The organism is Geodermatophilus sp. SYSU D00684 (assembly GCF_054050455.1).
Window position 1 is genome coordinate 22,246 of sequence record NZ_JBJGZI010000025.1, and the last position, 12,973, is coordinate 35,218.

Below are 12,973 nucleotides of genomic sequence, written 5' to 3' on the forward strand. Positions count from 1 at the left end.
TGATCACCCCTGCTCAGGCCGGCGCCCCCGACTGCGCCGGCGTCTCGCCGCCCTCGAGGTCGCCCTCGGTGTCGAGGTAGGCCTGCCGCAGCCCGGCCAGCAGCGCCGGGTCCGGCTCGGCCCACATGCCCCGGTCCACCGCCTCCAGCAGCCGCTCGGCGATGCCGTGCAGCGCCCACGGGTTGGACCGCTCCATGAACTCCCGGTTCTCCGGGTCGAGCACGTAGGTCTCGGTGAGCTTCTCGTACATCCAGTCGGCGACCACGCCGGTCGTGGCGTCGTAGCCGAACAGGTAGTCGACGGTCGCGGCCAGCTCGAACGCGCCCTTGTAGCCGTGCCGGCGCATCGCCGACAGCCACTTCGGGTTGACCACCCGGGCGCGGAACACCCGCGAGGTCTCCTCGGTCAGCGAACGGGTGCGCACCTGCTCGGGCCGGGTCGAGTCGCCGATGTAGGCCGCCGGCGCCGAGCCGGTCAGCGCGCGGACCGTCGCGACCATCCCGCCGTGGTACTGGAAGTAGTCGTCCGAGTCGGCGATGTCGTGCTCACGGGTGTCGACGTTCTTCGCCGCCACCGCGATCCGCCGGTACGCCGCCTCCATGTCCGGCCGCGCCTGCACGCCGTCGAGGTCACGGCCGTAGGCGTAGCCGCCCCACACCGCGTACACCTCGGCGAGGTCGGCGTCGCCGCGCCAGTCGCGGGAGTCGATGAGCGACAGCAGCCCCGCCCCGTAGGCACCGGGCTTGGAGCCGAACACCCGCGTGGTGGCCCGCCGCCGGTCCCCGTGCTCCGCGACGTCGGCGTCGACGTGGGCGCGCACGAAGTTCTCCGACGCCGGCTCGTCGAGCCCCGCCACCAGCGTCACCGCGTCGTCGAGCATGGTCACCACGTGCGGGAAGGCGTCCCGGAAGAAGCCGGAGATGCGCACGGTGACGTCGATCCGCGGCCGACCCAGCTCCTCCAGCGGCACCGCCTCCAGCGACGTCACCCGGCGCGAGGCGTCGTCCCACACCGGGCGGACGCCGAGCAGCGCGAGCACCTCGGCGACGTCGTCGCCGGAGGTCCGCATCGCCGAGGTCCCCCACACCGACAGCCCGACCGAGCGCGGCCACTCCCCCGTGTCGGCCCGGTACCGCTCCAGCAGCGAGTCGGCCATCGCCTGGCCGGTCTCCCACGCCAGCCGCGACGGCACCGCCCGCGGGTCGACCGAGTAGAAGTTCCGACCGGTCGGCAGCACGTTGACCAGCCCGCGCAGCGGCGAGCCCGACGGCCCGGCCGGCACGTAGCCGCCGTCGAGGGCGTGCAGCGTGGCGTCGAGCTCGTCGGTCGTCCGCTCCAGCCGCGGCACCACCTCGTCGACGGCGAACCGCAGCACGGCGGCCACGCCCTCGTCCTCGCGCCCGAGCACCTCCCGCACGACCGGGCCGACGGCGCCGATCGTCCAGCCGGCCTCCTCCATGCCCGACACCAGCGCGGCCGCGAGGGCCTCCACCTCGTCGGTCGCCGCGCGCCCGGCCGTGCCGTCCTCGGTCAGGCCCAGCGCCTCGCGCAGCCCGGGCAGCGCCACCGCGCCGCCCCAGATCTGCCGCGCCCGCAGCATCGCGAGCACCAGGTCCACCCGGTCCTGCCCCGACGGCGGGACGCCGAGCACGTGCAGGCCGTCGCGGATCTGCGAGTCCTTGATCTCGCAGAGCCAGCCGTCGACGTGCAGGATCATCTCGTCGAAGTGGTCGTCCTCCGGCCGCTCGGCAAGACCGAGGTCGTGGTCGAGCCTGGCGGCCTGCAGCAGCGTCCAGATCTGCGCCCGGACGGCGGGCAGCTTCGCCGGGTCCATCGCGGCGACGTTGGCGTGCTCGTCGAGCAGCTGCTCCAGCCGGGCGATGTCGCCGTAGGAGTCCGCGCGCGCCATCGGCGGCACCATGTGGTCGACCAGCGTGGCGTGCGCCCGGCGCTTGGCCTGCGACCCCTCGCCCGGGTCGTTGACCAGGAACGGGTAGACCAGCGGCAGGTCGCCGATCGCGGCGTCGGGCCCGCACGACGCCGACAGCCCGACGGTCTTGCCCGGCAGCCACTCCATGTTGCCGTGCTTGCCGACGTGCACCAGCGCGTGCGCCCCGAACACCGACCGCAGCCACCGGTAGGCGGCCAGGTAGTGGTGCGAGGGCGGCAGGTCGGGGTCGTGGTAGATCGCGATCGGGTTCTCGCCGAAGCCGCGCGGCGGCTGCACCATCACGACGACGTTGCCTGCGCGGAGGGCCGCGAAGACGATGGCCTGGTCGTCCCCGGAGCCGTCCACGAACAGCGAGCCCGGCGCCTCGCCCCAGTGCTCCACCATCGCGTCGCGGAGGTCCTGCGGCAGCGTGTCGAAGAAGCGCCGGTACTCCGCGGCCGGGATGCGCACCGGGTTGCCCGACAGCTGCTCCTCGGTCAGCCAGTCGGCGTCCTGTCCGCCCGCGGCGATCAGCGCGTGGAACAGCGCGTCGCCGTCGAGGTCGGCGACGCCGGGCAGCGCGTCGGGCCCGTCGAACGGGCCGATGTCGTAGCCCTGCCCCTGCATCGCGGCCAGCAGCCGCACCACCGACGCCGGGGTGTCCAGGCCGACCGCGTTGCCGATCCGCGCGTGCTTGGTCGGGTAGGCCGACAGCATCAGCACGATCCGGCGCTCGGCGGGTGGGGTGTGCCGCAGCCGGGCGTGCGCCACCGCCGTGCCCGCCACCCGCGCCGCCCGCTCGGGATCGGCCACGTAGGAGGTCAGGCCGTCCTCGTCGGTCTCCTTGAAGGAGAACGGCACGCTGATCAGCCGGCCGTCGAACTCGGGGATGGCCACCTGGTTGCCGACGTCGAGCGGGGAGAGGCCGTCGTCGTCGGCCAGCCACTCCTCGCGCGAGCGGGTCAGGCACAGGCCCTGGACCACCGGCACGTCGAGCGCGGCGAGCTGCCCGACGTCCCAGGCGCCGTCGTCCCCGCCGGCGGACGCCATGGCCGGCCGGGAGCCGCCGGCGGCGAGCACCGTGACGACGAGCGCGTCGGCGGTGCGCAGCACGTCGAGCAGGTCGTCGGGGACGCTGCGCAGCGAGCTCACGAACACCGGCAGCGCCTGCCCGCCGGCGTCCTCGACCGCGGAGCAGAGCGCCTCCACGAACGCGGTGTTCCCGGCCAGGTGGTGCGCCCGGTAGTAGAGGACGGCGATCCGCGGGCCGCTCCCCCGGCCCGCGCGCTCCACCACCCCCCAGTCCGGCGCCACCGACGGCGGCTCGAAGCCCTCACCGGTGAGCAGCACGGTGTCGGACAGGAAGCGGTGCAGCTGCACGAGGTTGTCCGGCCCGCCCTGCGCCAGGTAGCCGTGCGCCTCGGTGGCCACGCCCATCGGGACGGTGGACAGCTCCATCAGCTCGGCGTCGGGCACCTGCTCCCCGCCGAGGACCACGACCGGCGCCGGCCCGGCCAGCAGCGGCGCGAGCATCTCCTCGTACTGCCGCCGCACGCCGAGGATCCGGACGACGACGAGCCGCGCGCCCTCGGTCAGCGATGCGATGCCCTCGGTGCCGAGGCGGACCGGGTTGCCCAACCGCCAGTCGGCGCCGCTGGCGCGGGCGGAGAGCAGGTCGGTGTCACTGGTGGAGAGCAGGGCGAACACGCAGCGTCCTCACTCGGGGTCCGCGCCCCGGGTCGTCGGGCACGGCAGCCGGAGTGTCTGGCTCCCCCGAGCACCCGGGGTCACAGTGGCGGGACCGCGCCGGGCTCGCACCGGCTTCCTGCACGCACTGCCGTGATGGGGAGACGGTACCGCCCGCACGCCCCTGCCCCCGGCCGCGTGGCCGGGGGCGGAGCGCGGGCCTCAACCGAGGACCGGCACCGCGGTGGACGGGTCGCCGTCGGCGGCGGCGGCCAGGGCCGGCACCACCTCGTCCAGCAGGTAGGGCAGCGAGAGCGGGCTGCCGAAGCCGAGCGCGGCGGACACGTCGCCGGAGTAGCCGCCGAGCAGGACCGTGCGGCCCTGTGTCACCACGTCGAGGGCGGAGAACAGCGGATCCGCGTCGGCGTCCGCCTGGTCGTACCCGTTCACCGCCAGCACGTCCGCGTCCAGGAGGTCCAGCCGCTCCTGGCTGACGTCGGTGCTGGTGTCGGGGACGGTGAAGCCGAGGTCGGTGAAGAACTGGGTGCGCAGGTCGTCCGCGCCGAGCAGGTAGTGGCCGGAGCCGACGCCGGTCAGGTCCACGGCGAGCGAGCGGCCGGCGAAGCCGGGGTTCTCGTCGATCGCCTGCTGGAACCGGCCCTCGACGTCGTCGACGAGCTGCTGTGCCTCGTCCCCGCGGCCCAGCGCCTGCCCGATGAGGAGGGTCTGCTCCTGCCACGGGGTGGCGCCGTCGGCGTGGTCGTCGGTCTGCGCGAGGGTCGGCGCGATGCCGGAGAGCTGCTCGTAGACCGTCTCGTCCATGAAGGAGTAGACGCCGACGATGAGGTCGGGCTCGAGCGCGGCGACGGCCTCGAGATCGATCTCCTCGCCGCCCACGGTGGGGATCTCCTCGTCCGGCGACTGCTCCCGCGCCCAGGGGCGGGTCGCGGCGTCGTAGTCCCCGAGGAGCTCGCGCTCGCCGACCGGGGTCACGCCCAGGGCCAGCACGAAGTCCTGGTCGTTGAAGCCGACGGTGACCACGCGCTGCGGCTCGGCGGGGATCTCGGTGGTGCCGAACCTGTTCTCGATGGTGACCGGGAAGGCGCCGTCGCCGCCCTCGGCGACCGAGGCCGCGGACTCGTCGTCGGTGGTCCCGCCGCAGGCGGTCAGCCCGGCCGCGAGGACGGCGGCGGCCGCGGTCAGCGACGCGCGCCGCAGACGGGTGGGGACGGGGTGGTGCGGCACGGTCGGCTCCTGACCTCGGTGATCGTCTCGCGGTGAGGTTAGCCTCCCCTTAGCTGGCTCTCGCACCCCGTTTCCGTCCGGTCACGTCCGTTCCGGGGTCCAGCCGAGGGCGTCCAGCACGGCGGCGCGCAGCCGGAGGTACTGCGCGCGGTCGTACCCGGGCAGGCCGGGCGGCCGGACGACGACCCGCGGCTCCCCCACGACCTCGTGCGGGGCGAACTGCCCGCGGGTGAGGTCGACCTCGCGGCCGCCGGGCAGCCGGTTCCACCAGTGCACGCCCTGCCGGGAGCCGTCGGTCCGGCGCACCTCGGCCAGGAGCAGCTCGCCGCCGAGCAGGTCGTGCACCGTGAGCGCGGTGGCGCCGCACTGGCCGCGCGCGGGGTTGCCCGGCGTCCAGTCGGCGAGGTCGCTGTCGTCGCAGGTCTCCCGGCACCAGGCGGCGCGCACGGCGGCGGTCACCTCGTCGAGCGTGGGCACGGGCGGCACCCTGCCACCGGGCACCGACACCGTCAGCGCAGCAGCAGCCGCTCCACCGCGCGGGGCAGCCAGTCGGCGTACCGCTCCGGGGGCCAGCCGCAGCCGCGGACCAGCCGGGACTGCGTCTGCGGGGAGAACACCGACCACACGACGTCGACGGCGGACCCGACGTCGAGGTCGGCGCGCAGGTCGCCGGCGAAGGCCTCGACCAGCGCGGTCATGTCCGCGCGTCGCCGTCGCTCGTAGTCGGCGTACGCGGCCCCGACCTCCGGATCGACCGCGGCCGCGGCGGCGAAGACGTCCTGCACCGGGAGCGTGGCGGCGGTCGTCTGCAGCGCCAGCCGGTGCAGCGCCGCCAGCCGACCGGCCCGGTCCGGCGCGGCGAGCAGCTCGGCGAAGGGGCCCAGCTCGCGGACGGGGCGCTCGTCGTCGGAGCCGACGAGCGCCCGGTCGACGCACGCGAGCAGCACCGCCGCCTTCCCACCCTGCGCGAACACGGTCGGCACCGAGACCCCGGCGGCCGCGGCGACGTCGCGCATCGTCGTCGCCGCGTAGCCGCGCTCGACGAAGCAGCGGGTCGCGGCCTCCAGCACCTGCACCCGCGTGCGCTGCGCCTGCTCGGCCCGCAGCGCGGAGCGGTAGACCCTCTTGCCCTCGACCACGGGTCCACCTTACCGTGCCGCCATTCGATTTATCGTCACTCAACCCGAAAGGGGTCCCCGTGACCGCTGCCCCGCCGCTCCCCGTCCAGCTCCGCCTCGAGGGTCAGGCCGCCGCGCCCGACGGCCCGGTCGACCTGGCCGCCATGTACGTCATGCACCGCGCCTTCCGCCGGGACCTCGACGCGTTCGCCGCCGTCGTCCCCACGGTGCCCGTGACGGACCGGCGGCGGTGGCGGCGGCTGGCCCGCCGCTTCGCCCAGTTCGGCTCCTACCTGCACAAGCACCACTCCGGCGAGGACGCGGGACTGTGGCCGCTGCTGGCCGAGCGCGGCGCCGACCGCGCCGTCCTCGACGCCCTGGAGGCCGAGCACGCGGGCATCGACCCGGCGCTGGCCGCGGTCGCCGCGGGGCTCGAGGCACTGGCCGCCGGCCGGGGCGACGCCGCCACCCGGGACGAGCTCGCCCACCGGACCGTCGCGCTGCGCGACGGGCTGGGCGCCCACCTCGCCCACGAGGAGAGCGACGGGATGACCCAGGTGCAGCGGCACCTGACGCCGGAGGACTGGGACCGCCTCGACCGCGAGGTCTTCGCCGAGGAGTACCGCCCGACCGAGGTCCTGGGCGCGCTGGGCTGGACCGTGTCGGCCATCCCGGACGAGGCCGTCGACCGCCTGCCGGTGCCGCACCCGGCGCTGCTCGCCGTCGCCCGGTTCGCCGGCCGGCGCGCCGCCCGGCGCGACGCGCGGCTGTTCGGGACCGCCCGGTGACCGCGACGACGGGCACCGCCCTGTCCCGCGCCGACCGCGCGGCCACGGTGCTGTCCCGGCACGTGGCGGCCCTGCACACCGCGCTGCTGCGGCGCACCGGCGGGCGGGTCGGCAACCGCTTCCGCGGCGGCGACGTCGTCCTGGTGACCTGCCGGGGCCGGCGCACCGGGCAGCCGCGCACCACCCCGCTGCTGCACGTGCGCGACGGCCGGGACCTGGTGGTGGCGGCGTCCAACGGCGGCATCGACGCCGAGCCGCAGTGGTGGCTGAACCTGCAGGCCGACCCGCGCGGGGAGGTCGAGGTGCGCGGCCGGCGGTGGGCGGTCACCGCGAGCGAGGTGGGCGACGCCGACCGGCCGCGGCTGTGGGCGGCGCTCATGGCCAACTGCGGGACCTACGACGCCTACCAGGCGAGGGTGTCCCGCCGGATCGCGCTGGTGCGCCTGTCCCCGGCGGGCGGCTGAGCCGTCCGCTCCACGTTCCGCCGCAGCACGGCGAGCATGCGGGCCTGCACGAGCCAGACGACGGGGGGACACAGCCAGTAGAGGGCGGCGCGCTCGAGCCACCGCGGGCGCACGACCTGCTAGCCGCTGACGACGAGCCGGCGAGGTCCTGCCACTCCGGGTGGACCTCCTGCGCGCTCGGGCGCCCGGCGTTGTCCAGGTGGCCCCAGGAGTACCAGCCCGCGGTCCCAGCCCATCTGGACCAGCCAGGGCCACACCCGCTCCGGAGGTGCGTCGACCGTGACGGCCATGGCGCCCGACCGCTCGCCGCCGGGCACCAGCCCGGCGCCCGGGAAGGGGCCGGTGACCTCCTCGTCGGTGGCACCCCACCGCAGGAGCCGGGGGCGCACCCACCGGCCGTGGACGACGACCGCCGCCCCGGCCGCCCCGAGGCCGGCGAGCACGCGATCGCGGGTCACCGACGGAGCCTGCGGGGTCCGGGCCCATGCCGCGAGAGACCACCGGCTCGCGGCACGGGCCCGGAGGCCCCCTCGGTCCGGAGCGGTCAGGCGGCGCCCAGGGCGTCGGCGACGCGGTGGTGGGCGACGGCCTCGTCGCGGCGGCTCTGCCGCTCCAGCGTGCGGGCCAGCGCGCGGCGGGCCCACCCGTTGGCCGGCGCGAGGTCGACCAGCCGGCGCAGCGCCGTCTCCGCGCGCTGCAGCTGGGCCGAGCCGAAGTAGCTGCGGGCCAGCAGCTCGAGGGCGGCCTCGTTGCCCGGCTCGGCCTCGACGAGCGGCTCGAGCAGGCGGGCGGCCTCGATCGGCTGCCCCATGGAGAGGAAGAGGTCGGCGCGGAGGAACTCCGAGTGCAGGTCGGGGGAGAACGGCTGGGTCACGCCGGCGGAACGACGGCGCGGCGCCCGCTCTTCCCGAGATCACGACACGCCCGGCCGGCGCGGGGACGAGAAGGTCCGGAACCAGGTGCATCCGGACACGACCGGATTGGGAACAACGGATGTCAGCACCACCGACCCGAGGAGCACGACCATGGCCCTGTCGCTGCACCGTCACCGGACGGCCGACCGCGCACGGACCGGCGCCGCCGACCCCACCCCGCGCACCGACGACGCGCGGCGCCCCGGGCGCGGGTCCGCGTCCGGCAACCGCGTCTACGCCGTCCAGCGCACCGGGGCGTTCGTCGTCGCGGGGATCATCGCCGTCTTCGGCGTCCTGGGCCTGGCCAACGGCCTGGCCTTCTTCTCCACCGAGGGCCAGCGCATCCTCGGCATGTCGTCCAACGGCCTGCTGTCGGTGATCTCGCTGGTCACCGCGGTCGTGCTGGTCGTCGCCGCCTTCCGCAGCCCCCGCACCGCCTCGACGGTCATGATCGTCATCGGCGTGCTGTTCCTGGTGTCGGCGTTCGCGAACCTGGCGGTGCTCAACACCGGGCTGAACCTCCTCGCCTTCCGGCTGAGCAACGTCGGCTTCTCCGTCGCCGCGGGCCTGGTGCTGCTGCTGCTCGGCGCCTACGGCCGGGTGAGCGGCAACCTGCCGCCGGACAGCCCGTACGCCCGCGAGCGGGACGAGGTGCCGCCGGTCCCGGCCGACGAGTACCCGTCGACGCCGGCCGAGTTCGCCGCCGAGCGGGCGATGCGCGACGCCGAGGTCGCCGTCGTCCAGCACGTGGCCTCCTTCGACCAGCGCCGCCGGGTCGCCGCGATGGCGCAGGTGACCAGCCGCAAGGAGCGCCGCGAGGTGTGGATGTCCTTCGACCGGGCCCGCCGGGACGCCTGACCCCCGGCACGATGCGGGGGTGACCGTCCGCCTGGCGCACTGGCCCACCCCGCTCGACCCGGCACCGCGGCTCGCCGCCGCTCTCGGCCTGCGGCCCGGGGACCTGGCGGTCAAGCGCGACGACCTGACCGACCTCGGCGGCGGCAACAAGGTGCGCAAGCTCGAGCACCTCGTCGCCGAGGCGGCCGGGGACGGCGCGACCGTCCTGGTCACCAGCGGCGGCGTGCAGAGCAACCACGCGCGGACGACCGCCGCGGCCGCCGCGCGGCTGGGCCTGCGCGCCGTGCTGGTGCTGCACGGGACGCCGTCGGCGGACCGGCCCGGGAACCTCGCCCTGGAGGGCGCGCTCGGCGCCCGCGTCGTCGTGGTCGCCGGCCCGGACGACGTCGACGCCCGGGTGGCCGAGGTCGCCGCCGAGCTGCGGGCCGCCGGCGAGGTGCCCGCGGTGCTGCCGCTGGGCGGCTCCTCCCCCACCGGCGCCCGCGGGTACCTGGCCTGCGCGGACGAGCTGCGGGAGCAGGCGCCCGACGCCCGGCACGTCGTCGTCGCGGTCGGCTCCGGCGGCACGATGGCCGGCCTGGTGGCCGGGCTCGGCGCCGAGCGCGTGCTCGGCGTCGACACCGGGGCGGTGCCCGACCCGGCCGAGCGGGTGGCGGCGCTGGTGACCGCGCTCGGCGGCTCGGCCGCGGGGTTGCGGCTGCGCCGCGACCAGGTGGGCGACGGCTACGGCGCCCGCACCGACCCCGCCGTCGCGGCGCTGCGGACGGCGGCCGGCACGGAGGGGCTGCTGCTCGACCCCGTCTACACCGCCAAGGCGCTGGCCGGGCTGGCCGCCGCGGTGGCCGACGGCTCGGTCCGGCCCGGCGAGCGGACGGTGTTCGTGCACACCGGCGGGCTGCCGGGGCTGTTCGGGCACCCGGTGGCCGCCGAGCTCGCCGCCGGGGTGGTGGGCGCGTCGTAGCCTCGCGGGCGCGATGACGACGCCCCGACCCCGCGCCGACGCCTGCCCCGGCGCGCTGCAGACGCACCCCGCCGCCGACGGCGAGCTCGCCCGCGTGCGGGTGCCCGGCGGCCTGCTCACCGCCGCCCAGCTGCGGGTGCTCGCCGCCGCCGCGCGCGACCTCGGCGACGGCGCCCTCGAGATGACCAGCCGGGGCAACCTGCAGCTGCGCGGGCTGGCCGCCGGCGCCGCGCGGGAGCTCGGCGACCGGCTCGCCGGCGCGGGCCTCCTGCCCAGCGAGACGCACGAGCGGGTGCGGAACGTGCTGGCCAGCGCGCTGACCGGCCGGGCCGGCGGACTGCTGGACGCCCGGCCATGGGTGGCCGCGCTCGACGCCGGCCTGTGCGCCGACCCCGTGCTCGCCGCGCTGCCGGGCCGCTACCTGGCGACGCTGGACGACGGCCGCGGCGACGTGTCCGGGCTCGGCGGCGACGTCGGCCTGCTGGCGCTGTCGCCGTCCTCGGTCGCGCTGCTGCTCGGCGGGGCGGACAGCGGGCTGCGCGCGGACGCCGACGGCGCCGTCGGCCTGCTGCTCGCCGCCACCCGCGCGTTCCTCGCCGAGCGCGCCGCGCAGGGCGGCACCGCCTGGCGGCTGGCGGAGCTCGACGACGGCCCGGCCCGCGTGGCGGCGCGGCTGGGCGGCGCCCCGGCCGCGCCGGTCGCCGTCCCCGCCGCACCGGACGCCGGCCCGGTCGGCGCGGAGACGCAGGCCGACGGGCGCACCGCGCTGGTCGGCGTCGTCCCGCTCGGCCGGCTCTCCGCCGACCAGGCCGACCTGCTCGCGTCGGTGACCGGCGAGGTGCAGCTGACCCCGTGGCGCAGCGTCGTCGTGCCCGACCTGGCCGAGGACCGCGTGGACGACGCCGCCGTCGACCTGTACCGCACCGGCGTGGTGTTCGACGCCGAGAGCCCGTGGGCGCGGGTCACCGCGTGCGCCGGCCGGCCCGGGTGCGCGAAGTCGCGGGCCGACGTCCGGGCCGACGCGGCCGCGGCGGTCGCGTCCGGCACCGTCCCGGAGGGCGTCCGCGTGCACTGGGCCGGCTGCGAGCGCCGCTGCGGCCGCCCCCGCGGTGAGGTCCTCGACGTCGTGGCGACCCCCGAGGGGTACCGCGCCGGCTAGTCGTCGTCGGGGTCCGGGTACCGCGCGCCGGCGGCGACCTCGGTGCCCTCGGGGACGGACACCGCGCGGCCGACCAGCGTGACGTCGCCGTCGCCGCCGACCGTGGCGCCGCGGCCGACGTCCACGCGGTCGTCGACCACCGCGCAGGTCACGGTCGCGCCGGAGCGCACCCGCACGCCGGGCAGCAGGACCGAGTCGACGACGGTCGCCCCGGCCTCGACCACCACGCCGGGCGAGAGCACCGACCCGCGGACGTTGCCGGACACCCGGGTGCCGCCGGACAGCAGGCTGTTCTCGATCTGGCCGTCGTCGAGGACCCGGGCGGCGCTGTGCCGGCCGCCGCGGGTGTGGATCGGCCAGCCGGGGGCGTCGAGGTCGATCGGCGGCTCGTCGGTCAGGAACTCCTGGTGCGCCTCCCAGTACGCCGGGACGGTGCCGACGTCCCGCCAGTAGCCCTTCAGCGGGTGCGCCCGCGCGCCGCCGTCGCGGGTCTGCGCCGGCAGCAGGTGGGTGCCGAGGTCCTCGAGCCCCTCCTCGCCGACCTCCGACTGCAGCTGCTCCAGCCGGTCCAGCGTGGGCCCCGGGTCGAAGACGAACACCTCGTTGGTGGCGGTGGTCGTGGCCGGCTCGTCGGGCTTGTAGGCGTAGCCGGTCACCCGGTCGCCGTCGACCTCGACGATGCCGTAGCGGGACGCGTCGTCGGCGGCGACCTCGGTGGTCACCATCGTCACCTCCGCGCCCGACTGCAGGTGCGCCTCGGCGACCTCGCGGTAGTCGAGCTCGTAGACGGCGTCCGCGCTGACCACGACCAGCGCCTCCGGGCCGAACTGGCGGATCAGCTCGGCCTGCCGCCACAGCGAGTTCGCCGTCCCGGTGTTCCAGCCGCCGCGCTCGGTGCCCTGGAACGGCGGCAGCGTCATCAGCCCGCCGGTGGTGCGGTCGAGGTCCCACGGCCGGCCGTTGGCCAGGTGGTCGGCCAGCGACGCGGGGTGCTGCTGGATCGACACCCACACGTCGGGGATGCCGGAGTGCTGGCAGTTGCTCAGCGGGAAGTCGATGAGCCGGTACACCCCGGCGAACGGGACGGCGGGCTTGGCGCGGTGCTCGGTGAGCAGCTGCAGGCGCCCACCGGCGCCACCGGCGAGGACGAGGACGAGCAGGCGGGGAAGGGCCATGCCCCCGGCTACCCGCTCCGTGCGCGACGTAGCCTCCTGCCCGATGTACGAGTACGAGAAGGACGGCGCCGAGATCTACCGGCAGTCGTTCGCGACGATCCGCGCCGAGGCGGACCTCACCGGCCTGCCCGAGGACCTCGCGCGGGTGGTCGTCCGGATGATCCACGCCTGCGGCCAGGTCGACCTGGTCGCCGACGTCGCCGCGAGCCCCGACGTCGTCCGGCTCGCCCGCGAGGCCCTCGACGCCGGCGCGCCCGTCCTGTGCGACGCGCAGATGGTCGCCTCCGGCGTCACCCGCCGCCGGCTGCCGAAGGACAACGACGTCGTCTGCACCCTGGGCGACCCGCGCGTGCCGGCGCTGGCCGCGGAGCTCGGCACCACCCGCACCGCCGCCGCGCTGGAGCTGTGGCGCGACCGGCTCGACGGCGCCGTCGTCGCCGTCGGCAACGCGCCCACCGCGCTGTTCCACCTGCTGGAGATAGTCGCCGCGGGCGCGCCCCGCCCGGCCGCCGTCCTCGGCATCCCGGTCGGCTTCATCGGCGCGGCCGAGTCCAAGGAGGCGCTGGCGGCCTCCGACCTGCCGTTCCTCGTGGTCCGCGGCCGGCGGGGCGGCAGCGCCATGACCGCGGCCGCGGTCAACGCGATCGCGAGCGACGTCGAGTGAGCGCAGGGGGG

13 protein-coding genes and 1 riboswitch are annotated in these 12,973 nt (G+C 76.6%); of the genes, 6 read left to right on the top strand and 7 right to left on the bottom strand.

Going from position 1 to position 12,973, the window contains the following annotated elements; all coding sequences use genetic code 11:
* Positions 1-13: 13 nt before the first annotated feature.
* From cobN to ACI79L_RS17830, 4 genes are all read right to left on the bottom strand, one after another.
* On the bottom strand, positions 14-3,637 hold the full coding sequence (gene cobN / locus ACI79L_RS17815; protein ID WP_456938048.1) for a cobaltochelatase subunit CobN: 3,624 nt from the start codon (positions 3,635-3,637) through the stop codon (positions 14-16).
* 52 nt (positions 3,638-3,689) lie between these two features.
* Positions 3,690-3,757: riboswitch (cobalamin riboswitch) on the bottom strand.
* A gap of 81 nt (positions 3,758-3,838) precedes the next feature.
* Positions 3,839-4,861 (bottom strand): iron-siderophore ABC transporter substrate-binding protein, encoded by a 1,023-nt coding sequence (locus tag ACI79L_RS17820; protein WP_456938049.1) that lies wholly within the window; start codon positions 4,859-4,861, stop codon positions 3,839-3,841.
* Between the two features lie 81 nt (positions 4,862-4,942).
* On the bottom strand, positions 4,943-5,338 hold the full coding sequence (locus ACI79L_RS17825) for a YunG family protein (protein ID WP_456938050.1): 396 nt from the start codon (positions 5,336-5,338) through the stop codon (positions 4,943-4,945).
* A gap of 32 nt (positions 5,339-5,370) precedes the next feature.
* Positions 5,371-6,000, bottom strand: coding sequence for a TetR/AcrR family transcriptional regulator (locus ACI79L_RS17830; RefSeq protein WP_456938051.1), 630 nt, complete (start codon positions 5,998-6,000; stop codon positions 5,371-5,373).
* A 59-nt stretch (positions 6,001-6,059) separates the two neighbouring features.
* Between ACI79L_RS17830 and ACI79L_RS17835 the strand changes: the two genes are divergently transcribed.
* Together ACI79L_RS17835 and ACI79L_RS17840 are read left to right on the top strand one after the other, a co-directional pair.
* Positions 6,060-6,767 (top strand): hemerythrin domain-containing protein, encoded by a 708-nt coding sequence (locus ACI79L_RS17835; protein WP_456938052.1) that lies wholly within the window; start codon positions 6,060-6,062, stop codon positions 6,765-6,767.
* On the top strand, positions 6,764-7,231 hold the full coding sequence (locus tag ACI79L_RS17840; RefSeq protein ID WP_456938053.1) for a nitroreductase family deazaflavin-dependent oxidoreductase: 468 nt from the start codon (positions 6,764-6,766) through the stop codon (positions 7,229-7,231). The genes ACI79L_RS17835 and ACI79L_RS17840 overlap by 4 nt, the downstream gene beginning before the upstream one ends.
* Before the next feature lie 119 nt (positions 7,232-7,350).
* On the opposite strand, the gene ACI79L_RS17845 is transcribed toward ACI79L_RS17840, so the two are convergent.
* Both ACI79L_RS17845 and ACI79L_RS17850 read right to left on the bottom strand, forming a co-directional pair.
* Positions 7,351-7,689 (bottom strand): hypothetical protein, encoded by a 339-nt coding sequence (locus ACI79L_RS17845; protein WP_456938054.1) that lies wholly within the window; start codon positions 7,687-7,689, stop codon positions 7,351-7,353.
* 86 nt (positions 7,690-7,775) lie between these two features.
* Positions 7,776-8,105, bottom strand: a complete 330-nt coding sequence (locus ACI79L_RS17850; RefSeq protein WP_456929839.1) for a tetratricopeptide repeat protein — start codon at positions 8,103-8,105, stop codon at positions 7,776-7,778.
* 151 nt (positions 8,106-8,256) lie between these two features.
* Between ACI79L_RS17850 and ACI79L_RS17855 the strand changes: the two genes are divergently transcribed.
* From ACI79L_RS17855 to cobG, 3 genes are read left to right on the top strand one after another with little or no spacing between them, the layout of a single operon-like run.
* Positions 8,257-9,003, top strand: coding sequence for a DUF4383 domain-containing protein (locus tag ACI79L_RS17855; RefSeq protein ID WP_456938055.1), 747 nt, complete (start codon positions 8,257-8,259; stop codon positions 9,001-9,003).
* A 19-nt stretch (positions 9,004-9,022) separates the two neighbouring features.
* Complete coding sequence (locus ACI79L_RS17860) at positions 9,023-9,964, top strand: pyridoxal-phosphate dependent enzyme (protein ID WP_456938056.1); 942 nt, start codon at positions 9,023-9,025, stop codon at positions 9,962-9,964.
* A gap of 13 nt (positions 9,965-9,977) precedes the next feature.
* On the top strand, positions 9,978-11,123 hold the full coding sequence (gene cobG / locus ACI79L_RS17865) for a precorrin-3B synthase (protein WP_456938057.1): 1,146 nt from the start codon (positions 9,978-9,980) through the stop codon (positions 11,121-11,123).
* Here cobG and ACI79L_RS17870 read toward each other — a convergent pair.
* Positions 11,120-12,298: a glucose-1-phosphate adenylyltransferase family protein gene (locus tag ACI79L_RS17870; protein WP_456938058.1), complete on the bottom strand. Its 1,179-nt coding sequence runs from the start codon at positions 12,296-12,298 to the stop codon at positions 11,120-11,122. The two genes, cobG and ACI79L_RS17870, sit on opposite strands and share 4 nt — an antisense overlap.
* 43 nt (positions 12,299-12,341) lie before the next feature.
* On the opposite strand from ACI79L_RS17870, the gene ACI79L_RS17875 reads away from it, so the two are divergent.
* Entirely contained in the window at positions 12,342-12,962 is a 621-nt protein-coding gene (locus ACI79L_RS17875; protein WP_456938059.1) for a precorrin-8X methylmutase, read from the top strand.
* The last annotated feature ends 11 nt before the right edge of the window (positions 12,963-12,973 follow it).